Source organism: Pantoea sp. MHSD4, assembly GCF_021043305.1.
In the GTDB taxonomy this organism is placed as follows: domain Bacteria; phylum Pseudomonadota; class Gammaproteobacteria; order Enterobacterales; family Enterobacteriaceae; genus Pantoea; species Pantoea eucalypti.
Window position 1 is genome coordinate 1 of record NZ_JAJNDH010000011.1, and the last position, 26514, is coordinate 26514.

A 26514-nucleotide genomic window follows, 5' to 3' on the forward strand; every position below is an offset into this window, starting at 1 on the left:
AGCGGCACCCGATGCAGGCATGAAGCCGGACACGATGCGCCCGGCGTAACAGGATCAGGGTCGGCACGTCAGCAGCATGGGCAGCGCGAACATGTCAGTTATTCTGCTGAAGGCGCTCCGCTCACCGGCCAGAATTTTAATATCGAGCATGACGCGCCACAGCGGCTCTTCGTGCCACTCCCATGGGTCGATATACCTGCATGACACAAATCTTTTTAGCCAGGCCATTACCAGTGGCTGCAGATCGCTTTCATATATATCCTGGCACTGCCAGTGAGCATACCAGCGCCCTGCCGTCTGGGGCGTATGAAACGCAAGCTCCAGCGCCGCCTGCGCCAGCCGGTTCTGGTAGCGTCTGCGCTTCTGCTCGCGCTCGCGTGCCTCCCGGTTATTCTCCATGCTGTGACGCAACGTGATGCGCTTCTCCCGACGCTCTGTGAAGCGAGCTGCGGTCAGCGGAAACAACCTTGAGCCGGTATCCTGCGACAGCGGCGCAGGGCAGCACTCTCCGCGTGAAGCGATCAGCGTGTCAAGCGCGGTCAGATAGTCCTGCGCGGGTGGCGCGGCACGATCGCCAGGTGAGTATTCGGGCATAACCCGGCGCAGTTGGTCGGCCTTAATAGTGCGCGTGCCGCAATAATGGCGCATGAATGCGCTGGCGTAGGGGTGTGCGCCGCGTGCGGCCCTGCCCTGCAGGCGCTTCTCGACTTCGGCGACGGCCAGGCTGATTGCAAGGGTATACGGGCAGGCGGGTACGAGTGAAAGATTGCGGGGGATGGTATTCATCAGGTTTCTCCTTATCTGTAATGACCGCCCCGGAGGGCGGTCTGCAGCTGTCAGCCTTCGCTTCCCGTTTCATCTGCGCTGCCGTTCTCTGCCGCAGATCGCAGGGGTTTCATCCACGAAGGCACCCAGCGGGAATTCTTCATTGCCGATTCAGCAAAGTCCGCCGCATCTCCCTTCTTCATCTTCTCTGCATCGCTTGCGTTACCTGTTTTACCTACCTCTGTCAGTACACCTGCGATCTGCTCTTTGCTGATACGTTTAAAAAAACCTTCTGCGGTCGGTTGCCACCAGTCCGCAAGGTCGAAGCCCATTGCCAGCTCCAGGGCATCAAGATTGCTGGTCTGACTTTTCCCGTACATTCGATCCTGAAAGCAGCACACTGCCGTGGCGCTACAGAACCCCTGCAGCCCGAGTACGTCGTCGGTACTCCAGTCGAGCAGCCAGCGAAAATCCTGTTCCCAGCCTTTCGGCAGTAGTGCCTGCCATTCTGATTTTTGCTGCTGCAGAAACTGCCATGCCTTACCGTCTTCCTTCGTTAAAGAGTCGGAAATCAGGGCGACGCTGTTATCAGTCAGGCTGATTTTCATCGGCGTCCCTTCATAACTACGGTGACTGAACGTTGCACGGCATAGGGTCCAGGTAAGCATTGCGACTGCTATGTCTGGTTTTGTACTAAGCGCAGCCTGGACTGCCAGAGAGCGATCGCAGGACATTGAACGCACAAGCGAGGCGGAGTAGTCTTCAGACAGGTTTTGGAGATCGTTTTTATTCTCAGGTTTTGTCCTCTTCGGCAGGTCAGCCTGGCGCTGTACTCCACGCTGAATGAAGCAGCTGCCACGCTCAAAGCAGATCATTGCTCCGACCTTATCTTTGTCCGCGCCCGCCCAGCTGCGCTTCAGGCCTGTTTCTTCCAGCGCGGCTACCTGCTTTTTCAACTGCTCAACCTGCGCGTCATCGTCAGAAAGCTTCAGCTGTGCGCGCAGCTCGCTCAGTTCTGCGTCTTCTTCCAGCGTCAGTTCCGGGCAGCGCTCCGGCAACAGTTGATAAGTCTTTTTCACCTCGTTGCTCCAGCTCTGCAGGCGGCTGTCCATCCTGACTTCTGTCCAGGCAAATCCCTCCTCCTTTTGTACGGCTTTAGCAATCTGCTGCAGCTTCTGCAGCGTCAGCTGCTCGACCAGCGCTGTATCGATGTAGCCCTCGTCGTCACTGCTGAACAGGTCTGTGCGAATGGTGCCACCCGCCGCGAGATAGGCGTCTTTGCCGATGAATGTAAACTTTTGAGAGTGGCTGATTGCCGTCTCAGAGGAGGTAATCAGCTTACGGATGACCTCAGCAGAGGCGTTGTAATACCCGGAGGCCTGCTCCCACACTTCTAGCTGGCGATCGTGAGTGTCGGCCAGCGCCAGCGCCTGACACTGCTCAAGCGTAATGTTATTGGATGCCAGCTCGTCCAGAATGGCAGGAGCAAGGTCGATCAGCTTCAGACAGCGTTGAACGTGGCGCGAGCTATAGCCCATCAGGTCACCAATTTGCGCCGGCGTTTTGCCCTCCTCTGCCAGCGCCCGGAAACCGGCAATCTGCTCGGCGGGGTGCATATCCTCACGCTCGCCGTTTTCGACCATTGAGGCCGCGCGCGCCAGCTCCTCCGTCACGCGCTTAACCGGGATCAACTGATCGGGCTGATAAACACCCTGTGACAGCAGCAGCTGCATTGCGGTAAGGCGACGACCGCCGCAGGCCACGCCCAGCATCCCGTCAGCCATGTCGTGTGCGATCAGATTATGCAGCAGGCCGACGTTTTTGATGGTGGCGGCAAGCGACTCAATACGCGACTGTACGTAAATTTTACTGCGTACGTTCAGGGGGGAAATCGCCAGGCGTGAGAGTGGGATCATCTCGATGTCGATTTTTTCCAGCGCCTGTTCAACCGCCGCCACTGCCGCTTGGTCAGCTTTCACCTTCGCGGGCCGACGCTGGGTCTTTAGTTTTGGAGATGATGATTCTTTAGATTCTGAAGCCGTGGTGTTGACGTTCTGCTGTGACATGTTGTTTCTCCCGTGTGGTTTAAGTGATGTTTCTCTGAGTTCCTCGCCGTGAGGGCAGAACAGGCGCGTGGGCATCAGGCTGAACGCAGGGGGAAACGGCAAAGCCGCAGCCCGCAGGGACCGGGTGCAGCCGTTTAGCTGCGCGACCCTTGCGTGAAGACGCCCGGGTGCCAGGTTTCTGCACGGCGAAGGGGCTCAGGAGAACAAAACAGAACGCGGAAGGATGAACAGGGTACAGCCCCGGAACGGCACATCACGGTGCCGGTCCGGTCCTCAGCGGCCACGTCTTTTTGTGGCCAGTGAACGCGCCGGCGACAGCCGGCTGCAGGGGTTGACCTGGCAGTTTCCATCAGACCCTAGCCGGCAGGCCCGAACCCCGGAGGGATTCGGCGGAGCTTACCGGCCCGGCCGGTTAGCGCAGTGGGGCTGACGACCCGGCAGCACCGGGGAGCCGGAGGGGGACATTGATTGTTTTTATAAACATCTTCAACGCCTATTTAAGCTTCTGATAAACTCACCCTCACTAGTTATTTTAGAAAATTTCAAGCTAATTTTTTCTAAAATCGAAATGGATGGTTACACACACCACTCACTTGTTAGTAATAAATATATCCTTAAAATCCGCCCTTGGATTACCAATTAAACTCCAGCAAAATAATTGTTGATTGCTCACATAACCGGAAAGATTTAAAGAGTACGACCTTAGGTTCTCGTTTACCTCTAATGATATAGTGTCAACGATTTTTTTATATATGAAGTTATAGTGTCTATGCTTTGCGCTAGGGAAATTATTTTTAAAATGCGTATTAAACGTAGGTTTGTAGGCGTTTATTAAAGCGGCCTCGATTAAGTTTGTAATTTGGTTAGGAGTCATTTTCCCTATCATCTTCTCCGCCTCCCCATTGATTTCCTCGTCTTTTGAAACCATAATCTCAGGCTTTTCAAATTTTAACAATTTTATGGCTAGCAATACATCTGGCTTAGAGCTGAGGTAGTTCTCAGCAATCTTCCCAACCTTTTCATGCTTTTCGAGTCGTAAGTATTTCCCTGTAACCTTTGTTTGTCCAATATAAATAATTTTATGAAATAAAATATCATTACCTACCTCAAGTACGTGACATAAGAACTCGTAAGTATTAGCAAACAATTGACAATATCCATTATCTAAAATCACCTTTATCTCTGGATATGTAGTTTGCTCAATTTCTCTTATTTTTGTCGCAAATTTCTCACCTGTTTTCTCATTTAATGCAATAGCTCCAGCTTTTATTTTTATAATTTTAGCTATAAAATTATTAGCATCTTTCTGTATATTTACATGAACCTCCTCCCTTACGGGATCATACGAAGTAAAATTAATCCTTGGTATTGCACAGATAATATAGTGCCTAAACCCTTGTTTTTCTAGGTATTTGTGCCCATCTTTACTTATAAGATCCGGGTAATTAGAGAAAGTACTTTCATTACACTTCAAATGCATATTGACGATTTTATTTTTAAACATTTCATCTCCTGACCAATAGGCTCATGTGAATTATTTTAAATGGTTACTTCTAAAAAACTTCAATGTATCTATATTTGCTTTGGGTTGAGATCATTTTTTGAATCCACTTTAATTTAGCTCTCAGACTTTAGCCGCCAGACCTGAACCTAGGAGGGTTCGGCGGAGCTTACCGGCCCGGTCTGTTAGCGCAGTGGGGCTGACGACCCGGCAACGCCTGGGAGCCGGAGGGGACCTAAATATCAAATCCTAAACTAATTATTAATTGACAGATTATATATCAAACAACCACGAAGATGCATAAAAAAACGTCTTTCAATAGTTAAGTCATAAGTGTACATCGAAGTCCACTCCATCGTCTTTAATAATAATTGAGCTTCCTAGATTAATTTTTCTTTCTTTAACCTGAAACACTACGCCTTCAACCTTGAAAAAAGATATATCATCCACCTTCAACTTCAATACGTCACCTGGATGATATGTAGCGCGTCTAATTCTCAAGAAAGGAACCTTACCATCACTATCTGCATACTCAATTTTTCTTATTGTAGGATTAAAAATATAAATATCATCCTCGACGTTCTCTTGCATCTCCACTTTATATTCACAGCGGATATCATCAGCATTCCTTACGACAGATGATCTTTTGAACAGAACAATATTATACTTATCTGCTGACCTATTACTCCCTTTTCTAACCTGTGTAGAATTAAATGTTACACCATCGAGTTTAAGAGAGTCATTAATAGACAAATACTCTGATACTGCTTGCGTTATCAAATATTCATTTTCCGCATTTCTTCCCGGCACAGGTATAGTTAATATTTTTGAAAGCGTGCGTAAAAAAGATGACTTTTCAAGCCTTTTAGTGGCTTCTGGATCGAACTTACTCCCGCTCTCATGAGATATTAATTCTAAGCTAGAAATGTCTAATACCCTTAGCACTCTTAAGGCTTCAAATGGTGCAACTACTACATAACTCCCTACTGCAGGTCTAACTTCAGCTATAGCGACTTCAGCTGACGCTGCTCCATAAAATACGGGTATACCTGATGCGTTCATTCTTCCGGCTCGTGCAATTTTACTAGGTGGCGGCCCAAACTCCAACTCAGGATGTTTTAACGCTTTTTCTACCTCACTTATTGAATCAAATACACGTGCCCGAAAGAAAACCGTACTCTCTTCTATTTCTCTAAGAGCAGAAGAACTTCCTTTCGTTTTATAGGTATTTATATCGATGAACAATTCATCAAGAAAATCCTTTACGCCATTATTAAAGTATCTCGCTTCACTCTTCAAAGATTCCAACATTTTATCCCATGCCAGATCTAAAGAGTCTGAATAAAAATCCACCTTCACATACTTATGATCATCATTATATTTTTCAAATTCATCCATCCTAAATGGATTATATTCATTCTTAAGTAAATCATAAATATCCGATACTAAAAATTCATCATCAGTCTGCAGCTCGTAATGTATCACCCCTGCCGCATCATCGCCCTTTGGTGTATCGAAATAAATTTCAGGCTCAAAATTCGGCTCGTAATGGCTTTCAAACACCGTGTGCATCATTTCAGCAATGACACCATAAGGTAAACTTTTGCGTAATCTTAAACAGTAACTGCAACCGCCATTTCTCTTGCCATGCTTCTTAATAAAGGACTTAACGTATGTTTCGCCAATGCATTCATGGCATACCTTCTTTTCTTCTTCCATTTTGCACTCTATCAAAACTAAGTTTTTTGAAATATTAATCCAATTATATTGTTGTGTATTGTTTTGTTTCGCCATCAGACCCTAGCCGGCAGGCCCGAACCCCGGAGGGATTCGGCGGAGCTTACCGGCACAGCCGGTTAGCGGAGTGGGGCTGACGACCCGGCAACGCCGGGAAGCCGGAGGGGGCCATCAGGCTGTTAATGCCGTGGACCTTCAGGGACAGGAAATCGGAGAAGCAGCTGCAGCATGGCAGCAGAACAGACAGCAGCAGGAAGCAGAGAGAGAATACGATGAGACAGCGTCCCGGAGAGAGAAAGCGCACGTGAAGAGAGAGTATCCGCCGTGGCGGCACAGCCGCCACAGCCGTTATTATCCGACGTTGACGTTCGCCGCCTCAGCTGACGGCGCTAATCCGGCCCCGCTCGCGCGAAGCCGGTAAGGCAGGCAATCAGACATCAATGCGGAGAATCATTGTTGAAACATCCGTATAGGCGAACGTCCCGCGTGGCAGCACCTCCTGATGCGTCACAATATCCTTAAATTCCCGCTGCTGACGCGGACCGTTTGCACAGACCGCCACCAGGTTACCGCCCGGCGCCAGCATTTTCAGCGCGTGCCGGATGTGCTTAATATCCTCACCGTGGCGAAAAGGCGGATTCATAATAATTCGATCATTAACCGCCTGCGGGGCGCAGCTCAGAAAATCCGCGCAGGTCACGGCCACTTCAGGAAACGTCGCGCTGAGATGCTCAGCCAGCGCCGCGTTCATCTCCACGCACTGGCATATTACCCCCGGCACGGCCGCAAGCACCGCGCGGACAATGGCGCCGGTCCCGGCGCTCGGCTCCAGCACCCGGCAACCCGGCCGGACATCGGCCAGAGTGACAAGCTTCCGGCACACCTGATCGGACGAAACAAACAGCTGAGTATCTGCATGCACCCGGGCCACGGGCTGCAGGCCGCTGAGTTTCTGCTGCATGTGCGCAATTCGCGCGCTGAGTTCGGTACGCATTTTTTTTCTCCCGTGCCGGCAACGCCGGCACTTTGTTTTGTATATTCATTTTTTCACAACTTCCCCGGCACCGCCGGGGAGCCCTGACTTTTAGCGCGGTAGTTCAACGATTTTCATATCGGTGATATACACCGGTGACAGGGTGTAGCCCGTGGACATTACACGGCGGATGCGATAGGCCTTGTGATCGTCACCGGCCGCAATCCCTTTCACCTGCTTAAAATCGGCGTGCTTTTTGGTCCACTGCTCCTTAGTCATGTGCTCAAAGCCCTCCCCCGGATAGTTCACAATCGGCGGGCGCTTCGCGGCCGCCTTCGCCGTTTTTGCTTCCTCTGCGCTGGGCGCTTTATATTCCGTAATGCGATCGGGCGTGATGGTGATGACGGCACCGTTTCCCCGTGACATGAATGAATACTCAGGCGTAACCAGCGAGCTGATTTTTCCACCGCTGCGGTTTACGCGGATAATGGTCAGCCACTCCCCGCGACTTTTAACCTGGCCGCCCGGCACCATTTCGGTATCTGAGGCCAGCACGCCGCCGTGTTCGTCCAGCATGGCGCGCTCGTAGGCAATGCGGTTGCGGTAGTGCGCGGTCCAGCGGCTTAAGCGCGCGATGGTGCGTTCATGGCACGGAATGCAGATGTCCCGGGCCTGTTCGGCGGTAATAATGTCATCTTCGAGGGCTGACCAGATGCTGCGGCTGCCTTCATACTGGCTTTTCTCCGGCGAACGTGGGTACTTCTCCAGGGGAAAGCAGCTGTGAAGGTGATCGACACCTGCAATAACGAGCGCCATTGCCCGGTCAAGGTTCGCGGACGACCAGAGTTTGATAAATTTCTGCACGTCCTGAAGCCGGCGCTCAGCCTTACGCAGGTCAGCCTCAATCTTTTTAATACGGCGCCAGCGCACGTCCGGGCGCTCCTTGTAAGCAGCATGACGCAGTGACGCCTCTGCCCGGCGCTCCCAGTATCCGGATGTTTCAAACAGATTGACCGCGCGGCGCATGCCGTTTTCAATCTTCTGCGCATGCTTACGGGCGCGGCGCTCGCTGTGGTGTCCGACCAGAATCGGCTGCCCGAAGGGAATGGCCGAAGCCAGGTTGTCTACTGCGGCCAGCGCCTGCTCTGACTCGGCGGCGCGCTTTTCGCTGTACTCTTCAAAGCGCTCCGCGCGCTCCTCCTGGCGGTCAAAGAGTGACTGATCTTCATCCTCAATTTCACCGGCCAGCTCGATCAGCAGGTCTTCGCGATCGGGCGTCCACATTGGCGCAACAAAAAGCCCCTGACGCGGCGCATACTTAAAGCCCGCATCCTTCACACGCTTATACGTTTCCTCATCAAGACGGTGCAGCGAATACAGGCGCAGCTTGTTGTCATCCGGCGAATACGTTGCGCGGTGGTTTTCGCAGTTAAAAAGAGATGATTCTTTAGATTCTGAAGCCGTGGTGTTGACGTTCTGCTGTGACATGTTGTTTCTCCCGTGTGGTTTAAGTGATGTTTCTCTGAGTTCCTCGCCGTGAGGGCAGAACAGGCGCGCGGGCATCAGGCTGAACGCAGGGGGAAACGGCAAAGCCGCAGCCCGAAGGGACCGGGTGCAGCCGTTTAGCTGCGCGACCCTTGCGTGAAGACGCCCGGGTGCCAGGTTTCTGCACGGCGAAGGGGCTCAGGGGAACAGAACACAACGCGGAAGGATGAACAGGGCACAGCCCCGGAACGGCACGCCACAGTGCCGGGCCGGTCCTCAGCGGCCACGTCTTTTTGTGGCCAGTTAACGCGCCGGCACCAGCCGGCTGCAGGGGTTGACCTGACCGTTGCCATCAGACCCTAGCCGTCAGGCCCGAACCCCGGAGGGATTCGGCGGAGCTTACCGGCTCTGCCGGTTAGCGGAGTGGGGCTCGACGACCCGGCAACGCCGGGGAGCCGGAGGGGGCCATCAGGCTGTTAATTTTGTTATCGGCTGCATGTGATGGGTAGTGATTATGAGTATTGATAAGATATTGTGGTCTTTAAGATAGTCAGATCGGGTTTAACAACCTTCCCGATTCTGGGCTGAACGTTACCGGAGGGAATAATGAGTTTTTCAACCTTACACGACCTGTTACCACGACATTTTCATGCCACAAATGCTGTAAGGCTTACCAGGGAGCGTAAAAAAGCCATCCATGAAAAGAGCCTGGCAAAGGCAGCTGTACCGCACGTGAAGCGAATGATTGAAGAGATTGAGCAGGCCGCTGCACATGGTTCCGGCCGCTGTGATTACATACTTGAAATGGCGAGTGACACCGATACAGAAATGCTGGCGTTTGCCTGCGATTATCTGAGAATGGAGGGTTACGCAGTAGAAACCAGCGAAGACAGCAGCAGTTCTGTTAACAACAAAAAAGTGGTTGTAATTCGCTGGTTAGACTGAAATTGATTTAGAGGCGTTTTCATATGGAATTTATGCATTACTTTAAAGCCAGCCTTCATGACAATGTCAGTCGCTACATATCGCACATAATCTTTTTCCTTTACGTGCCGATAGTTACCTCTAATCCTCTATAAACGGAAACACCTAAAATGAATAGTATTGAAGGCGTTATTGTTAACGACCGCTTTCTGGAATCCATAGCGATCAATCTGCATGAAGAAGCTAAACATGCAAAGGCAGGTGATCGCTTTAAAAAAATTATCCCTGCGCTAGCTTTTTATTGCTTTACGCTTGAATCAAAACTACTGACATATGGTAAAGCCGTTTTTACAAAGAGAAGTGAATACAAACGCTACACCAATGCCACGTTATCCGGTAAATTTGATTGGTTAACAAACAGATTAGAAGTTCCAGATATTGAATCAATTCGGAAATGCAAAATAACAATATCAGAAATGGCCGCATTCAGGAACGCGGTCACGCATTCAAAAAATATTGATGTTAAGCTGGATCGCGAACTGACTGGCCTTGAATTGTTTCACGACAGATATGTGCGCATATATGATGACGAAAATGATTTTATGGCGTCATCCACGCTGGAAAAAATAAATGAGTTCAGCCAGGCAATCTGGATGCTTGAACAGGTCTGGATGGTAAACGGGAAAAAACATTTTAAGGGCAACTGGGATTCTCTGTTAGTAGGTATGACCAGGGGGAAAGTTATTAACCGAGATCAGAAGGTTTAACCAATGGCAGAGTTATTGCAACCCTGCCCAGTCCTGCTTTCAGTCTGAAGCCTTACCTTGTCAAACAGCATTCCTCCAATAAAAAAGAGATACAAGCCATGTCGCATCAGTTTTTAAACAAAGAAGATGGTTCCTGGATATATGTTCTAATGAGTGGAACAGATATCAACAGGTTTAAAGTCGGTAAAACAATACAACATCCTGTCAAGCGTTTGAAAGACCTCCGAACCGGAGATCCAACGCTTGCACTCCAAGTGGCATATTTTGTGCCAGCTTCATTAAATATTAAATTAGGAAGATTAGAAAGTGCTATCCATCAAGAGCTTACAGCAGGTTTAGGGAGAATATGTTTTTATGATGATGCTGAGTCTGAATGGTTTCATGGGGACGCGCGGGACGCCCGGTTACAGCTGGATATGATATTTGAAGAGTTCGAGCTCACAGTTACAGATTTCTATCAACCCGGTGAAATTAAAATTGTACGTTTCTGGGGCGCAGATATGGAGACAGAGTATCCGCGCAGGTTTGACCAATACAATTCAGATAATGGCGAAATTGGTTTTTAATCTGTTACCCACCCCTGCTGGTTCTTTGTTAAATACAAAAAAAGACGATGCCGTTAAGCATCGTCGAAACGTATTTGCCATCAATGTGCATCCCTGGTGAAGGACCTGAATACCTTCGTCAGCATGACGTAAAACATTAACAGGTCTGACCGCTTGGCGTATTTGTCTCCGGTTATTCCGTCCGGGCACGCTGGCGCCACACCCACGTCATGTCCAGCAGATCGTTCACCTGTACGCCCCGGCGCCGCCAGTACGAGTACCATTGCCGGTATGTGCGAACAGACTGGCTGGCCAGCGCCGTTTCGGCCTCACATATGAGTTTTTCCTGCGCCTCAGCCAGATACATCATCGTCTGCGGCGTTCGTTCTGAGGCCGTACGAACGGGCCGTCCGATGATCATAGTCAGGCTGTGCAATATTGGCACCGGCACACCTGCCCTGCTCTTTGTGAGTGACTTCCCTGCCGGTGCTGAAACCTTTGCAGGGCATGGAGCTATATTGTGCAGCCTGCAGGCCTTCAGCCACTGCGTATGAAAACGTGGCGCCACTGACGGCATCATCATGACTGTATTCATGCTAGCGCTCCCTTTCTGCCCAGTACCGCCACGATTTCCGCTGGCGTAATGCCTGCAGACACCATCTCCTCAATACGCGTCAGCAGCCGGCCGATGGTTTCCGGCTCAAACTGTTCGGTGTTCAGAATGTACAGCCCGGTGTGATCGGGATTTATCCAGATAAGCCCGTGCCAGAACGGAGATTCGCTGCCCGGGCTCAGGATGTCGAGCGTGACGAGCGGGTTTTTTCGGTGCGTCAGGCGCAGGTGAACCGGGAATACCCCGCCCCACTCTCCCCGGCATTCGCAGTCGGTAAGCCAGACTTTGCTGAGCTGCAGGGCATTCAGCACGGTCCCGCACAGCCGCCGGCGAAACTCCTCGCCGCGCGCGCTGTAGGCCTCAAAATCGCCCGGCGTGAAGGCCTTAAGACGTTGCAGTGTCACGCTTTCATCGCGTGTCAGTTCGCTGCCGCAGCAGCTGCGGTAGCCACCGCGATGGCGGCCGTAATACGTGGAAGACTTGCCGTTACGAATTTTTTCTTTAGACTGAGTCGCTGACATATCGGATTCCTCATAATTTGATTGTCATGCCCTGCGCGGAGTTACAGCTCCGCCAGGGCAACCATTCCGGCCTTTCCGGCCGCCTTCCTGCTTTGTTACCTGCTGTTTTCACCGCAGCCGCGGCCTCGCGTGAGCGAAGCCGCGTAATCGCTAGAACGGGATGTCGTCGTCAAAATCTGCCGGCGGATAATTACCCTGCGGCGGTGCCTGGGGTTCCGGCTGCGGCTGACTGCTCTTCCCGCCCTTGCCCCCTTTACCACCATTACCAGACGCTGCAGGCGGCTGCTGAGGCTGACCGCTCTGCTGGCCGCTGAACTGCTGTCCGGTCTGTGCGCCTGTGTTGCCCCCACGCCCGCCCAGCATCTGCATGGTGCCGCCGACGTTCACCACCACTTCTGTGGTATAGCGATCCTGACCGCCCTGGTCCTGCCACTTGCGCGTGCGAAGCTGGCCCTCGATGTAGACCTGCGAACCTTTCCGCAGATATTCCCCCGCCACCTCTGCGAGCTTTCCGAACAGCACCACGCGATGCCACTCCGTGATTTCTTTGTTCTCACCGGTCTGCTTGTCGCGCCAGCTTTCCGACGTGGCCAGCGTGATGTTTGCGACCGCGCCGCCGTTCGGCATGTAGCGCACCTCCGGGTCCTGTCCCAGATTGCCGACCAAGATGACCTTGTTGACGCCTCGTGAAGCCATGTTCGTTCTCCTCATGCAGTTGGGTTTTAACCACGTCACCCGTTGAGTTTCGGGAGCCGCGGTGTTGACGTTTTGTGGAAATCGGCTGTTTTTTTCCTCCGGTATTCACTTCACCCGTTTGAGATCCTTCGCCGCGAGGGCGTAAACCAGCGCGGGTGACGGCAGACGTCCGGGGCGACGGGGACATTTATTTTCGGTCTAACGCAGTGGCCGGAAAAAAATTTTCCCGGCGTTCACTTCACCCTGGACGGCCACGGCGCCTGTGCTTGTCTCAGCCCCGGCGAAAGGACTTAAACCGGTGAAATCCGGCGGAAAAGCACAGCACGATGCAGCAGCAACGGCGGCTGAGCGGCAGCGAAACGGCGTTGCGCCTCAGAGCGGCGGCGATTTCTTGCCGTCGCGGTTCGCGCCAGCCACGGGCTGGCTGCAGGTCCCTTAAGGTCCCGCTGTCTGGTTCTGTTTTAGGGTGTTTGTCTGCGGCAGGATGCCGCTATCTGAATGCGTCAGTGCAGGCCCGTGCGCCGCAAGCGGCAGGCAGTACCGGGCTGGAGTGAGGAAATAATGGTTTTCATAACAAGCTCCCTGTTTATGTAGTCCCTTAAATGAGCGCTAATCATACACATCAGGACCGTGATAAAAAGGCTGCGGTCAGGTTTTCAGATGAGCGCCAGCACGTAATGCGCTGTTTTTGCAGACATCAGACCCTAGCCGTCAGGCCCGGAACGCCTGCGGTCCGGCGAAGCTTGCCGGCTTTGCCGGGTAGCTGAGTAGGGCTGACGCCCCCCCCAGGGGAAGCCGAAGGTGGCCCTTATCCACATCTTTTCTGCACATCCGGCGCATAAAGCTGTTGATAAACGTCTGCAGGCCGCGTCAGCAGAAGCCTCAATAGAACAGGCTAAATATTGCACTATCGCTTCGCTGTAACTTTATATAAATCAATGGTCCCGAATAACCATTACGACAGTGCTGCATCTGCCATCTTGCACCTTGCGGTAAGCCAGTTAATACTACTGTAAATACATACAGCATTTTGACAGGGATTTTTGCTATGTTTAACGCCTTTGAGTTGATGCACCCGGCGGACAATCCGCCGCCCAGCTTCAGGCCTCTTTTCCTGGAACGTGTGCCCTGCGGGTTTCCCTCACCCTGCCAGGACTATGCGGAGCAGGAGCTCGATCTCAACGAATATCTTATAGCCCACAGGGCAAGCACCTTTTTCCTGCGCGCGCAGGGCAACAGCATGCAGGACATTGGCCTGTATGACGGCGACCTGCTTATTGTCGATCGCTCCCTGACGCCGGAGCACAACGACGTGGTTATCGCCGAGCTTTACGGCGAATTCACGGTAAAGCGCCTTTTGCTCACACCGAAGGGACCCGTTCTGCAGCCCATGAACCCCGCCTATCCCGTTATTATTCCGGACCCGGACACGCTTGAGATCTTCGGCGTAGTGGTGCACTTCGTGCATACCCCTCGCAAAAGGAACTGACATGTTTGGCCTGATTGACGTGAACAGCTTTTACGCCAGCGCGGAGAAGGTATTCCGGCCCGACCTGAAAAATGCGCCGGTGGCCATCCTGTCGAACAATGACGGCTGCGTTATCGCGCAGCAAGGAAGCCAAAAAATACGTGAAAATGGGTGATCCGTGGTTCAAGATAAAAAATCAGCACTTCCCTGAGAAAATACATATATTTTCAAGCAACTATGCGCTTTATCACTCGATGAGCACGCGGGTAATGTCCTGCATCGAGGAGATGGTGCCCCGGCTGGAGGTGTATTCGGTTGACGAAGGGTTCTGTGACTGCACGGGTATGGAAATGGCTATGCCATATGAGGACTTTGGCCGCATGATCCGGGCGCGCGTCAGGACCTGCACAGGTCTGACGGTCGGCGTCGGGCTTGGGCCAACGAAGACCCTGGCGAAGTCAGCACAGTGGGCCGGTAAGGAATGGCCCCAGTTTGGCGGGGTGCTGGCACTCACGCCAGGCAATCCGGGGCGGACCGAAAAGCTGCTGTCTCGTCAGCCCGTGGGTGAACTCTGGGGCGTGGGTTCGCGGCTTGAAAAACGCTTGCAGCTGCTTGGCGTGACAACGGCGCTCGATCTGGCACGCGCCTCCCCTTCCTTCATCCGCAAGAATTTCGGTGTGGTACTGGAGCGCACGGTACGCGAGCTTAACGGCGAATCCTGCATCCCAATGGAAGATGCGCCCCCGCCTAAACAGCAGATAGTCGTAAGCCGCAGCTTCGGCGAACGCATCACGGAATATGACGCAATGCGACAATCCGTCTGCGCGTATGCAGAACGCGTGGCGGAAAAGCTTCGCGAAGACAGGCAGTTCTGCCACCACATCTCTGTGTTTATTCGCACCTCCCCTTTCGACACCGGGCAGCCACGCTACGGCAACACGGCATTCGTTAAGCTTCGCGTGGGCACACAGGACACGCGGAACATCATCGAGGCAGCAGTGAAATCGCTGGATACCATCTGGCGCCCGGGCTATCGCTATGCAAAAGCCGGCATCATGCTGAGCGAGCTGCGACCGAACGGCGTGGCGCAGCTCAACCTGTTTGATGACGAGACGCCGCGTGCTGGCAGTGAAGCACTGATGAGCCTGATGGATTCGATGAACCGCTCCGGGCGTTTTAGCATAGGTTTTGCGGGTAAAGGTTTCGACCCTGACTGGAAGATGAAACGGGAAATGCTGAGTAAAGCATGGACGACGAACTGGAAAGAGCTACCAGTTGCAAAGGTATGTTAAAGGCACACATTAAGTATTTAAAATGTACATATTAAACACGTAATAGACATTGATTATGTCTGACTAATAAAACTGACAGTGCTTAGTTTGGCATGCCTAGCGCCTGTGCCCGTCCTCCAAGCCGAACTCAACTGCAGGCCGGGAGTTTTACCACGCATCCGTTTCACAGATGTGAGTTTGCCTAGTGAAACTCATTAAGTAGGCGAATAAAAGGTCCTGGTTTTTTCCGACGAAATAGCGGCTACACGGCAATTTGTCACCATAGTTAAGACGCTGCTGGCATTTATCGAACGCGGGCTGTTTTCTGCGGACATGACATATGAACATATCTGCGCGCTGGGTAATCAAAATTCCCGGGGCACCACTCCAGGATAACCTGTACATCTCGATTAACAGTTGATTTATACATCCTCTTTATCCGGCGTTCGCAGGGCCCTGAGCGTCTCTGTAAGCGTTCGGACTGATGCCAGCCACGAGCTTAGGTGCAAGCACTAACACAATACATTTAAAGCACATAAAGAGTATTCAAAATGTACATTTTTAGTACGTAATAAACATTCAATTAAACAGGAAGCCTCTCAGTAAGTGGCCTCCTTATTAAGCCTTATTTACTATCGAAAGCGCCATCGCGTGCAAGCTTCTCGCGAAACGCCTCAAGTATATAAGGCGTCATCAGCAGGGATGTGACGTTACGCTCTTTGAGTGAGTCGTACGCGTCCCACAGGTCCTCCGGGATCTGAACGTTTTTAGCCCTGCGCACAGCTTTTGCTTTCCGGCGTGGACCAGAGGATTCGTTTTCAACCTGCTTCTCTGGTTCTGCTGGCCTGACGGCTTCGGCCGCGACAGGCTGTTGTTCAGCTGATGCAGAACTCCCTGCTTCATGCAAAGGTGCGTTTTTTGAGAGCTGTGAAATACGTTCGAACATTGCTGATTTAGGATTAGCCATCAGATACACCATTCATATTTAAAAAGTACATTTTCAATACTCATTGAATACCTTAATCATACCTTTTCTATTGCATTGCGCATATCTAAAAAGAGAGAGCGCATAGCGTTACCAACATTGCTGTAGCGTGTTGTCATATGCTCAACAACCCCCATGCCCTGACCAAACTGCTGCGGTGCAGCTTTATCCATTGGAATAGCCGTCTCCATCCGAACCAGATTATCGAACTGGGCAATGTAGTTATCGATGTCGCTGTAATTGCGTCGATTTGGCGGGACCTTATTCATCACCACATGAGCGATTTTTTTCTCGCCCAACTCAGCCGAGATTTCATCCAGTACCTTACTGAATTCGTGAAGGCCCAGAATATCGGACGGGTCATCCTTCAGCGGAGAAATAATGAGATCAGCAAGCGCTACTGCAGCACGCGTGATCGAGGAGTCAAAACCACCACAGTCAACCAGTACGGTCTGCCCCTTCTCTTTAGCTTCCAGAACATCGGCGATAAAGCGGTCCACGACATTTTCCATGTCGTCGGTGAGGCGGACTACATTCCACCGAATATTCTCATCGCGGAAGCCATTGAATGTTGTCACGGCCGGAGTAGGGTCAGTGTCATAAAAAGTATCAGGCTTAAGCTCGGGCGCTATGTTCAGACTGATAAGCGATTTGCCCGTGCCGCCCTTTTTGATTGCTACCGCTACAACTTTTCCCGCGTATGGATTTGATGCGTTATTCATACCTTCCCCACCCCTAAAATGTACATTTTCAGTATCTGTTTGGCACCTTATCAGTACACTCACTGAAGTGCAACAAAGAATACCTTACGAATACTAAAAATGTACATTTTTAGTATTTAAAAGATGTGTTAGATATACACAAACATAGCACGCATATTCATTAGCATTGCTCTTCGAACCGGGGCAGGGGAGGGGTACAATCGGGTTTTACAGGCGGGGGCTATCTCAGCAAGATACCTGCGCTCCTTTCAGTTTTTTGGAGAAGTTATATGGATATGTTTTTCTGGTTTTTGATCGCTATCGCGGTGGTCGCTTACCTGATTTGGGGTGGAAAACGTAAAAGGAAGGGGGATGTATACAGACGTAAAACAGATTATCAGCCACCGAAGCGTGAAAGTTATGACCGTGCACCGGAGGTTGTCAGGGAGCAGTCTGTAGCCGAACGCCAGCTGGTTACAGTCAGGGGCAACAAATTTTATAAACGCCCGCTGATGAATAAAAGTGAGTACGGCGTTTTCTGCAGACTTGAAAAGCTGCTTTTAGCGTCACACCGTGGCTATCGCGTGTTCTCCCAAGTATCACTCGGTGAGATTCTTGGCTCAGATGACAAGCAGGCTTACCTGGCGATTAACAGCAAGCGGGCAGATTTCGTGATCATAGACTGGTCTGGGCAGCCGATAGCCGTCGTTGAGTATCATGGCAGTGGCCATTTTAAGAACGATGCCATCGTACGTGACGCGGTTAAGCGTGAAGCATGTAGCAATGCAGGGATTGCCTTTATAGAACTATCTTCTAGCTATACAGATGCTGATATTAGAGTCATCAGTGACCATTTGCACGCAAGAGCAGTCTGACTTCAGTGGCACCACCAGTGAAGTCGTCTCTTCTTTTCATCAAGCACGCGCCGCAGCTCCCTGCGGTGCCGCTTCAGTTCTTGATGCAGTATGCATTGCTTTATCCTGTGGAACTGGCCAATTCTGATAGCCAGATGGCCAGCCGTGAAGTTTTAACCGTTTACCTTTTCATCCTTTCTGCCATAAGGTAATTTTTTTATATCATTAAGCTCATAGTCAAATTCTTTTAGCCATTCACCAGGACGGCGCCCTTCGAAAATATCTGTAAGCCATTTACCAGAAGAACGCGACATTAACCGCTGATAAAATATAGGATGATGCTGACCAAAATCAGTCCCTTTGCTTCCAGCCTCATAAATCCATGTTGTTATACATGATGAAAATTTATGCCAATTTACTTTAAGAAATTCAATAAAAGATTCCAGATTTCCACGGCCACCGCCGCCCATTCCATCTGCTAAAACAAAATGTTCACAAATGTAACCCAGAGTTTTATTTCCACTGTCATTATCAACCTTCAGGCATATTAACTCTCCATCATGCCGCCCTCCTGAAACTCGGTATAATTCCCATGAAAATTTACCTTCTTCTGGTTGGGCAAAAAAGTCATGATAAGAGGAACCAATATTATATGCTGGAAAGGGAGTGCTATCTCCACTCAACAACCATTTCTGATTAAAACCGAAGCTATCTGACAAACGGTCAGCCAGTTCAAAAGATAGGTCATCGAGGCCATCAAAACAGTCAAATAAAAGAGCAGGAGAAGCTTCTCCTGCTCGTCGTGCAATGTGTGCTACATCCGAAGGCTCATCCCAAGCAAAGAACCCGTCGCTACGCAATCTTTCAAATAAAAATGCAAGCCTTGCCGCGACATCTTTGCGCCATTTTTGTCGATGTGTAAGCGATTCTTCTTGCGCTGGCCTGTATTTTTCAATCAGTGCCAGACGGCATTCTGCTTCGATAGATCGTTCAGCCCGTGCCGCAGCTGCTTCGACGCGCATAAAAATTTCATCTGGAAAATTTCTTACCTGGATTTTAGCCATATAGTTCTCTCAACTCATTTCAGCCTTTAGGCATCGGAAAGCAATGTCTGATGAGTCAAGGTAAACATAAAAACAGAAAAAATTAAACAAAAAACCAAATGACCTCATTTTGATATCAAAATGAACCCAATGGTAAGGCACTGGTTGGATTTAATGAGATTTCGAATCTTTACGCTCATGTACTAAAACGGTCGATTTCGGACACATATTGCCGTGACTGTACGAAAGTAAGTGTTTTTTATTTAGTACATGCTTTATGATTAGTACACCCTTTTAGTACACGTAGTAACGCCATGTCACGAGTTTTTGCCTACTGCAGGGTTTCAACCCTGGAACAGAATACTGAAAACCAGCGTCGCGAAATCGAGGCTGCAGGTTTTGCTATTCAGCCACGGCGGCTGATTGAGGAATACATCAGCGGTTCGGTCGCAGCTGCAGAACGCCCTGGGTTTATGCGACTCCTCGACAGGATGGAAAATGGTGACGTCCTGATTGTCACAAAGCTCGATCGTCTCGGCCGCAATGCGATGGATATCAGGCAAACAGTCGAGCTACTTGCAGCATCGGAAATACGCGTACATTGCCTTGCACTTGGCGGTGTGGACCTGACCAGCCCGGCAGGCAAAATGACAATGCAGGTGATCTCAGCTGTAGCAGAGTTTGAACGTGATTTGCTGATTGAGCGCACTCATGCCGGTATTGCCAGGGCAAAAGCCTCCGGCAAACGTTTTGGCCGTCCTCCTGCGCTTAATGAGGAACAAAAGCAGGCTGTGCTCTTACGAATTGATGAAGGAGCCAGCATCAGTGCAATTGCTCGTGAGTTTGAGACGACCCGTCAGACCATACTCAGGGTTAAAGCAGCACGCCAAGGCGGAGAAGGGACATAAAACAGGATTCAATACAGAAATGGCAGGCAAACAGACTCCTGGAACACTATTAGCCTCGCCATGATTGAAAGAGGACGCGACGATGTCAGAAATTAAAACATATTCTGTCTGCTTTACTGGTCAGGTAAAGACTGTGGAGTGTGATGCTGCATTTCAGAAGGATCAGGTGGACACGTTCAAACACTACATCCAGTTTGCTCGACAAAATAAGGCAACCACGCTTATTACCTGTCAGTGCATTAAGAACGATGAAGGAGAAAACCGCCGCCGTCTGAAAGCCTGCTATTCATCAACGCATGACAACTACTGGCTGGCCCGCTGGTCTTACAGTGGTTCAGAGCACGCACCTGACTGCCGTTTTTATTCGATATGGGCAGACGAAAAGCAGGGTGATATTTACACCTCTGACGTGGTTAAGACACTCTCTCCGGGCTATTTCCGTATTAAGCTACCTACCGGGTTACAGAAAAAAGAGCTTACGGAGCGCGATGCGGTTGAGCCATCCGGTCCTAAAAGCGGGGGAAAACGCAGGCGTCAGCCAGCCATGCGCCTCCTCGGCCTCCTTCATTTCATGTGGGAACAGGCAGAAATCAACCACTGGCACCCTAATTTTGACAAGCGTACACGCGACGACGCCTGGGCCGCATGGCGCCTGAAGCAAATGGCAGAAAAAATCAGCGTGGGTAAAACGTCTCTGAAATCAGTCCTACTCATAATGGCGCGACCCGGCACTCAGGAGATAAAAAATAACTGGGCAACGATAGATGCGGCCGCTTCATCGAACAAGCGGTTAATCATGATCACTTATCTCAAACCCTGCACAAACGGGGAGGGAAGCAGCCTGGACGGCACACTGCCGCTCAATCAAGCCGCAGGCTTTCCGTCTCTTGATGTACCTGCAGATCTTATTGGCCGACTCAACCGAAGCTTTGCCCGCGAACTGGGTGACTGGCGTCGGGGGCAAAAAGTTATGCTGATAGCTGAAACCGAACCACCGATAAAAAAATTCAGGCAGCGAGACGGCAAACCTGTTCCGTATAACACCTGTACCGTCATTGATGCGGCACTGATGACAGTTAGCCCCAGATTTATTCCCCTCGATTCATCACTGGAAGGCATCATTGAGGAGAAACTCTGGCAAGAAAAGCGTCAGTTCAGTAAACCTTTGCGCTATGACGGCGAGGCAGATGTGTTTCCTGACTTTTTGCTTCTGGATGTACCTGGTTTAGACGCCGTACCACTTGAAGTATTCGGTATGACCACACCAGACTATCTCGCGCGTAAAGCGAAGAAATTGAAGCTCTATCAGGATGAGTATGGCGAAGGGAACTGGTGGAGCTGGGACGCTCATGAAGCTGATTCTTTAAATAAGATTCCAGCGTTTCCTGTTAAGGGCTAAGCGTTAAGATACGCTAGTTTTATTTCTTCATGAAAAAAATAAAAAAACAAATTTCAAACAACTACTTTAACTCCAATTACCAGAGTGGGACAAAAAATGTATCCATTAATAAGCACTAAAAGCCGTTACGCTGAACGAGCTGAAGCTATAAGTGAAAAAATGAGAAAATACACGAACGATTCTTTTCTCAACTGTTTATTTTCACACTTCCAAATTTATAGAAAGCAAAACAATATAACCATGAACTTTCCATGGTGCTGTTTTTTGGCTTTAAAATGGAAGTTTTCTGCCCAACAGAAGACCTACGCCTCTGACATGTCTCAAAAAGAGTTCACAAAAATAATTAATAGAATATACCAACTTACAGAAGATGCAGTTAAATTTGAAAGTGATGCAGGAGTAATACTGGAAATGCGGAGGATGATAATAAACCAAACATTCTACCAAACAAGATTGCAAACATTTGCGCTGGCGCTTTCCCGTCAATATAGCTGGTACTGTAAAAGTGATACACCGTTTTTTAGAGACAACTTTAAGTCACTGACAGGTTTAGGTCTTGAAAATTATTATAAAATATCTTTTTTTCTTATGTTCTATTTTCAGCTTGATACAAATAGTGAGTCGAGCCTAGTGAATATCGACAGGATAATCATATTTCTTGTTCCTCTTTTTGGCGTAGATGAAGTGCATGCTTTCTTAAAATTAGTTTCTATTCGGCGCAGTGAAATCAAAGATTTCGTATTCCTACATGCACGAGAAGGCTGGAATGTAGAGGAATATTTTGAGCGGACACCTTTTATATACAAACCTTTAATACTTGAAAAACAAGGACTTGTTGTCTTATCTAAAACAGTCATGAATGCAGGATTTAGTGCGATAGTTCCTGAGTTATTCAATGAAAACCTGAAAGGAAAGTATGGTGAAAAATTTGGAAAGATTGTAGAGAAATATCTTGAAAAACTCTTAATTAATACATTTAGCACTGTAGTGACCGAAAAAGAGTTAAACAAAATTTATCGAGATGAAAAGAAAACGGGTAAAGTTGTTGATTATTTAATTCAAGAGAATGATGCAAAGGTTTTTATCGATTCTAAAGCTGTTATGCCGCACAGGCACTTAAGAGATTCAATTATAGCTAATCAGTTAAAAAACAAACTTAAAGCCAATCTTCTTGAAGGTTTGGAAAAAGGTCAGTATTGCGCAAATATCATTAATGACATTGAGAAAAGAAAATCTAACCCTCGTGATTCCCTAATTATAATCTTGCAGCAAGATCATTATGTTTCTACAGGTAAATTTATTTCTTCATTTATCAGTAATGATATATTCAAAAATATAATAAGTGATCTTGGAGAGCTACCAATACCTGAGGATAGAATTTACTACATAACCATTGATGAATTTGAAAATTTGCTAGAAGTTTGTAGTCATAATCATATTTCAATAACTGAAATTATTGATCGCTGCGTAGAAAACGACCATAACTCGGCTACGCAAAAAATGAATTTTCAAATGCACATAGATGAGTTGTTACCACCCAAGTCAACCATTCATAAAGACTTATTAGCTAATCATGATGAGTTTTTGAAAGTTTACGCGAAAATTAATTATGCATCCAAGATTTGGGATGGGGGTGCGCGAGCGTACAATGAAATAAGGAAGCAACTTCTTTCAGGCCTTCTGGACTAACAATTTATAAAAACGCTTAGGAAAATACACTAAAAATATCAATCCGAAGTGCGGATTAAATGATAATTAAACAGCGCTCCGGTACTTCTGGCAAAAGAGAAGAAAGGCTATTTATCTTCTTCATGCTTTACATACACAGGATCATTCCCACGAGGGAACTGGAGAGCTACATTTCTGTAAAATGCCAGACGTTCGCGAAAGTATTCACGCCACTTTTCTGGCTGCTTGAGTTCAACCTCAGCAGCCAATACTGGTTTGTTCATACGTTCTTTATATGCAACGCCGGAAGCAGCCAGATCAATGTTGACTCGTTCACGCTCATCGGCTGAACGTTTTGCTATGTTGTGCTCACTGCGTTCTGTCATCTGTTAGGTCCTTTTTTGGTGTTGATCTTAAAGCACACTCTTTATTTTACTCTCAGAGTTTCGCTCAAGCATGTGGTGTAACGTGGTGAAAGCATCTCGCGTTTCATTTTCCATACATTGTCTGTTCCCTGTCCAGCGAACCATACTTTACCAAGGCCGGAATGGTTTATCTTATCTACAGCCGCCATCAGAGCATCCGCGTTTGCGCGTGGCAGCTGCTGACTGAACATGTCCAGCTGTGCAACACCTGACTGATAAAAATCCCCTAACGTAACACCCGCTTTCGCATACCGGTAACCTTCACGCCATATTGCGTCGAGAGCTCCCAATGCCAGACCGATAACGTCCCGTGTGTCGCTGGTTGGATATTCGCATGTCATAGCGGCAGAGTTGGCATACTGTGGTTCGTTCCCGTATCGTCCTGTATTGACTGACACACTGACGTGCTGACACTTAGAGCCCTGTTCCCTGAGCTTTTCACTGGCACGCGTGGCATATGTTACGACAGCCTGCTGCAGGTCTTCGATACTGGTTACACGTTGTCCGAAACTGCGGCTCACAACAATCTGCTGCTTTGGCGGCGGGGCATCTTCCAGAGCCAAACAGGATTCACCGTTGAGTTCGCGAACCGTACGCTCAACTATCACATCGAAGCTTTTCCGGATCATGCTGATGTTACTATCGGCCAGCTGGAGCGCTGTACTAATACCCATTGTATGCAGTCGCTTACTCAATTTGCCACCAATTCCCCAGATGTCATCGACGCTTACCAGTGCGAGTAATTTTCTCTGGCGCTCCGGACTTGTTAGATTGACGATACCGCCTGTTTGCGTCCATTTTTTAGCAGCAAAATTAGCAAGCTTCGCCAGTGTCTTTGAGGGGCCAAAACCAACACCGATCGTCAGTCCTATTTCTTTCTTCACTCGATTTCGTATCAGCAAGCCGAAGTCTTCCAGAGGCATATACGACGAAATGCCGCTGACATCCAGAAAGCTTTCATCTATCGAGTAAATTTCCTGGCCTGGTGCTATTTCACCCAAGATAGCCATCATTCTGGCAGACATGTCGCCATACAGAGCGTAGTTAGAGCTAAAGATATGGACGCCATTCTCCCGAAAGTAGCGTTCATTTTTGAAAAGCGGAGCACCCATTTTAATACCCATACGCTTAGCTTCTGCAGAACGGGCAATCACGCAGCCATCATTGTTGGAGACTACGCATATGGGTTTACCTCGCAAATCGGGACGAAACACCGTTTCGCAGGACGCGTAGAAATTATTGGCGTCGGCCAGTGCAAACATCTTTAATCTCCGACTTAGTGTCGCTCATAACTGATAGCAAACCTCATAGCTTGTTGGTATCAGTGCTCAGACGGATGGTTGAAACCTAGTCCTGCAATGTCATTAAGTGCATAGGCTACAACGCCCCAGACAGGTAGCTCCTGACTTTCATCGAGCAAAGTAATGGTTTCATCGCCTCTTAGCTCTTGGAGGGCTGGAACAGGTTTCATAAGCAGCCTGCGAAGTACAAGCTCTCCTTCAACCTCAGCCACAATGATGTGTCTATGTTGTGGCATGAGTGCACGATCAATGGCCAGAACTGAGCCCTGCAATATTCCAGCTTCTGGATAACTGCTGTCGCTACGCACAAGGAACGTTGAATGAGGAGATAGTGTGACCAGATCACCCAGATTGAGTCGCTGTTCTGCAAAGTTTTGTGCTGGGTTTTGAAAAGCCATTTCAGCTCCAATATCCTTAAAATTAAGGGTTTAGATAAATTTTTATCCACATATCCATTTGATAGATCAATTCTTTTAGATCATATAGAGATCAAGTAGAGATCAATAAAGATCACCGCTTCTGTAACCTAATGATAGATAGACAAAAAACAGTACTTTGAGCGGTCACTTTCATAAGTATAGCGGTTACTTTCATAAGAAAAGCGTTTACTTTCATAATTTAGGCGGTTACTTTCATAACCCGAAGGCGGTTACTTTCATAAATCTGAATGTTATTTGCTCACTAGGTGTGGATAAATGGAAAAAACTCAGGAAAACAGCGAGATAGAAAGTCCTTTTTGCATCATAAAAAAAGAGTCCAACACAAGTTATGAACTGACGCCAAACAGCAATAAGTCGGTTCAGCCTGTCGCGCTACTTCGCCTCAGCGTATTCACACCTGTCGCACCCAAAGAAAAGGGTAAACGCGACTTCCTGATCGATGCTTCTGAAGAGCTGTCAAGTCTGGAAGTAGCAAGACAGGAAGGTTACACCGATATTAAAATCCAGGGGGCAAAGCTAAGCATGTCCACTGATTTTAAAACATGGATAGGTGTAATTTCTGCCTTTTCAAAGTATGGCTATAACAGCGAAAAAATCACGTTACCTTTCTCTGAATTCGCCCGAATGTGCGGCCTAAAACCTACTGATATCAATGGAAGAGCCAGGGCACGCCTGCATGATTCACTTTTTAATCTCTCAAGTGTAACTCTCTCTTTTCGTGGGAAAAACTCTAAAAAGTCATTGGTAACGCATTTGGTTCAACGCGCCGTTCTTGATTATGAAACTGACCAGGTAGAGATAGTCGGTGATAGTAGCTTGTGGGAGTTATATCGTTACGATCATAAGGTTTTACTCGGCTTAAAAGCGCTTTCAGAACTGTCACGCAAAGAGGCCGCACAGTCACTTTATGTTTATCTGGAAAGCATGCCTGGCGGCCCTTTGTATATCTCAATGAAACGCTTTCGTGAGCGCCTTGCTCTTGAATCGCAGATAAAAGATCAGAATGCCATTATCAGGCGCGCGCTGGCTGACTTGGTCAGGATTGGTTATCTCGATGTCACAGAGTACAAAAAAGGCAGGGAAATCATGTTTGTTATCAACAGCCGTTCGCCTAAACTTCAGGCGATTGGACGTGCAGCCAAAAAATAGCGGTCACTTTCATAATAACTTTTAGCGCGGTCACTTTCATAACGACTGCTGCGCAGGGTAGGGTAGGGTAGGGTACTTTCATAAGGCCTCCTCGCAGAGTAGGGTACTTTCATAAATCAGTGCCGGTAAGGTAGGGTGCTTTCATAAGATAGGCTCTACAGGACACAGTGTGCTCCACAAAAGCCGCCCAAATGGTGTTTTGGTGAGCGAAAATTTATGAAAGTGACCGCTTTTGACGTGTGTTTTATGAAAGTAACCGCTGTACTAGGATGTAAATGAGATTACTTATGAAAGTAACCGCCTTTATGA

General features: G+C 48.9%; 25 protein-coding genes and 1 pseudogene. 11 read left to right on the forward strand and 15 right to left on the reverse strand.

All coding sequences use genetic code 11. The features are described 5' to 3' along the window. Window positions 1-54: 54 nt before the first annotated feature. The 6 genes from LQK91_RS21260 to LQK91_RS21285 all read right to left on the reverse strand — a co-directional run bounded on the left by LQK91_RS21260 (window position 55) and on the right by LQK91_RS21285 (window position 8530). Complete coding sequence (locus tag LQK91_RS21260) at window positions 55-786, reverse strand: plasmid SOS inhibition protein A (RefSeq protein WP_105100118.1); 732 nt, start codon at window positions 784-786, stop codon at window positions 55-57. Window positions 787-836: 50 nt separating this feature from the next. Further along, on the reverse strand, window positions 837-2831 hold the full coding sequence (locus LQK91_RS21265) for a ParB/RepB/Spo0J family partition protein (protein ID WP_231001664.1): 1995 nt from the start codon (window positions 2829-2831) through the stop codon (window positions 837-839). 589 nt (window positions 2832-3420) lie between these two features. Continuing rightward, window positions 3421-4335: a hypothetical protein gene (locus tag LQK91_RS21270; RefSeq protein WP_105100120.1), complete on the reverse strand. Its 915-nt coding sequence runs from the start codon at window positions 4333-4335 to the stop codon at window positions 3421-3423. 324 nt (window positions 4336-4659) lie between these two features. Then, window positions 4660-6126 (reverse strand): RES family NAD+ phosphorylase, encoded by a 1467-nt coding sequence (locus LQK91_RS21275; protein WP_105100121.1) that lies wholly within the window; start codon window positions 6124-6126, stop codon window positions 4660-4662. Window positions 6127-6499: 373 nt separating this feature from the next. Continuing rightward, window positions 6500-7063, reverse strand: a complete 564-nt coding sequence (locus tag LQK91_RS21280) for a methyltransferase (RefSeq protein WP_105100123.1) — start codon at window positions 7061-7063, stop codon at window positions 6500-6502. 90 nt (window positions 7064-7153) lie between these two features. Next, entirely contained in the window at window positions 7154-8530 is a 1377-nt protein-coding gene (locus LQK91_RS21285; protein WP_105100124.1) for a DUF3560 domain-containing protein, read from the reverse strand. 603 nt (window positions 8531-9133) lie between these two features. Here LQK91_RS21285 and LQK91_RS21290 point away from each other — a divergent pair. The 3 genes from LQK91_RS21290 to LQK91_RS21300 all read left to right on the forward strand — a co-directional run bounded on the left by LQK91_RS21290 (window position 9134) and on the right by LQK91_RS21300 (window position 10784). Then, on the forward strand, window positions 9134-9472 hold the full coding sequence (locus LQK91_RS21290) for a hypothetical protein (RefSeq protein WP_146257630.1): 339 nt from the start codon (window positions 9134-9136) through the stop codon (window positions 9470-9472). Window positions 9473-9621: 149 nt separating this feature from the next. Then, window positions 9622-10218, forward strand: a complete 597-nt coding sequence (locus LQK91_RS21295; RefSeq protein WP_231001665.1) for a hypothetical protein — start codon at window positions 9622-9624, stop codon at window positions 10216-10218. A 98-nt stretch (window positions 10219-10316) separates the two neighbouring features. Then, complete coding sequence (locus LQK91_RS21300; protein WP_105100126.1) at window positions 10317-10784, forward strand: GIY-YIG nuclease family protein; 468 nt, start codon at window positions 10317-10319, stop codon at window positions 10782-10784. Between the two features lie 172 nt (window positions 10785-10956). Here the strand turns inward: LQK91_RS21300 and LQK91_RS21305 are convergent, their stop codons facing one another. From LQK91_RS21305 to LQK91_RS21315, 3 genes are all read right to left on the reverse strand, one after another. Continuing rightward, a complete protein-coding gene (locus tag LQK91_RS21305; RefSeq protein WP_146257631.1) occupies window positions 10957-11208 on the reverse strand; it encodes a hypothetical protein in 252 nt (83 codons plus the stop codon). A 146-nt stretch (window positions 11209-11354) separates the two neighbouring features. After that, window positions 11355-11897, reverse strand: a complete 543-nt coding sequence (locus LQK91_RS21310; RefSeq protein ID WP_105100128.1) for a conjugation system SOS inhibitor PsiB family protein — start codon at window positions 11895-11897, stop codon at window positions 11355-11357. Between the two features lie 150 nt (window positions 11898-12047). Next, a complete protein-coding gene (locus LQK91_RS21315; protein ID WP_105100129.1) occupies window positions 12048-12593 on the reverse strand; it encodes a single-stranded DNA-binding protein in 546 nt (181 codons plus the stop codon). An 801-nt stretch (window positions 12594-13394) separates the two neighbouring features. Here LQK91_RS21315 and LQK91_RS22020 point away from each other — a divergent pair. The 3 genes and pseudogenes from LQK91_RS22020 (at window position 13395) to umuC (LQK91_RS21325) (ending at window position 15353) form a co-directional block, all read left to right on the forward strand. Beyond that, window positions 13395-13517 carry a hypothetical protein gene (locus tag LQK91_RS22020; protein ID WP_255694719.1) on the forward strand — a complete coding sequence of 41 codons (123 nt, stop codon included), beginning with the start codon at window positions 13395-13397 and terminating at the stop codon, window positions 13515-13517. A 124-nt stretch (window positions 13518-13641) separates the two neighbouring features. Further along, on the forward strand, window positions 13642-14082 hold the full coding sequence (gene umuD, locus LQK91_RS21320) for a translesion error-prone DNA polymerase V autoproteolytic subunit (RefSeq protein ID WP_071199882.1): 441 nt from the start codon (window positions 13642-13644) through the stop codon (window positions 14080-14082). A 1-nt stretch (window position 14083) separates the two neighbouring features. Beyond that, window positions 14084-15353: pseudogene (gene umuC, locus LQK91_RS21325) on the forward strand (translesion error-prone DNA polymerase V subunit UmuC). Between the two features lie 604 nt (window positions 15354-15957). Here umuC (LQK91_RS21325) and LQK91_RS21330 read toward each other — a convergent pair. Further along, complete coding sequence (locus LQK91_RS21330) at window positions 15958-16299, reverse strand: molecular chaperone (RefSeq protein ID WP_105100130.1); 342 nt, start codon at window positions 16297-16299, stop codon at window positions 15958-15960. A gap of 56 nt (window positions 16300-16355) precedes the next feature. Further along, a complete protein-coding gene (locus tag LQK91_RS21335) occupies window positions 16356-17039 on the reverse strand; it encodes a ParA family protein (protein ID WP_009093278.1) in 684 nt (227 codons plus the stop codon). Between the two features lie 269 nt (window positions 17040-17308). Between LQK91_RS21335 and LQK91_RS21340 the strand changes: the two genes are divergently transcribed. Then, the gene (locus LQK91_RS21340; RefSeq protein WP_105100131.1) at window positions 17309-17893 is read left to right on the forward strand and encodes a DUF2726 domain-containing protein; all 585 of its coding nucleotides are present in this window, start codon (window positions 17309-17311) and stop codon (window positions 17891-17893) included. 152 nt (window positions 17894-18045) lie between these two features. Here LQK91_RS21340 and LQK91_RS21345 read toward each other — a convergent pair whose 3' ends face one another. Continuing rightward, window positions 18046-18936 carry a FitA-like ribbon-helix-helix domain-containing protein gene (locus LQK91_RS21345; protein ID WP_146257632.1) on the reverse strand — a complete coding sequence of 297 codons (891 nt, stop codon included), beginning with the start codon at window positions 18934-18936 and terminating at the stop codon, window positions 18046-18048. A gap of 293 nt (window positions 18937-19229) precedes the next feature. Here LQK91_RS21345 and LQK91_RS21350 point away from each other — a divergent pair, with 293 nt between their 5' ends. From LQK91_RS21350 to gapS1, 3 genes are all read left to right on the forward strand, one after another. Then, window positions 19230-19823: a recombinase family protein gene (locus LQK91_RS21350; RefSeq protein WP_105100133.1), complete on the forward strand. Its 594-nt coding sequence runs from the start codon at window positions 19230-19232 to the stop codon at window positions 19821-19823. A gap of 82 nt (window positions 19824-19905) precedes the next feature. Then, the gene (locus LQK91_RS21355; RefSeq protein WP_105100134.1) at window positions 19906-21222 is read left to right on the forward strand and encodes a DUF1173 family protein; all 1317 of its coding nucleotides are present in this window, start codon (window positions 19906-19908) and stop codon (window positions 21220-21222) included. Window positions 21223-21381: 159 nt separating this feature from the next. After that, window positions 21382-22911, forward strand: a complete 1530-nt coding sequence (gapS1, locus tag LQK91_RS21360) for a GapS1 family protein (protein ID WP_425590772.1) — start codon at window positions 21382-21384, stop codon at window positions 22909-22911. Window positions 22912-23018: 107 nt separating this feature from the next. Here the strand turns inward: gapS1 and LQK91_RS21365 are convergent, their stop codons facing one another. From LQK91_RS21365 to LQK91_RS21375, 3 genes are read right to left on the reverse strand one after another with little or no spacing between them, the layout of a single operon-like run. Next, window positions 23019-23276, reverse strand: coding sequence for a DNA polymerase III subunit theta (locus LQK91_RS21365; protein WP_105100136.1), 258 nt, complete (start codon window positions 23274-23276; stop codon window positions 23019-23021). A 41-nt stretch (window positions 23277-23317) separates the two neighbouring features. Further along, window positions 23318-24577: a translesion error-prone DNA polymerase V subunit UmuC gene (umuC, locus tag LQK91_RS21370; RefSeq protein ID WP_105100137.1), complete on the reverse strand. Its 1260-nt coding sequence runs from the start codon at window positions 24575-24577 to the stop codon at window positions 23318-23320. A gap of 59 nt (window positions 24578-24636) precedes the next feature. After that, the gene (locus tag LQK91_RS21375) at window positions 24637-25014 is read right to left on the reverse strand and encodes a S24 family peptidase (RefSeq protein ID WP_105100138.1); all 378 of its coding nucleotides are present in this window, start codon (window positions 25012-25014) and stop codon (window positions 24637-24639) included. 297 nt (window positions 25015-25311) lie between these two features. On the opposite strand from LQK91_RS21375, the gene LQK91_RS21380 reads away from it, so the two are divergent. Further along, on the forward strand, window positions 25312-26205 hold the full coding sequence (locus LQK91_RS21380) for a RepB family plasmid replication initiator protein (RefSeq protein ID WP_105100139.1): 894 nt from the start codon (window positions 25312-25314) through the stop codon (window positions 26203-26205). Window positions 26206-26514: the final 309 nt, after the last annotated feature.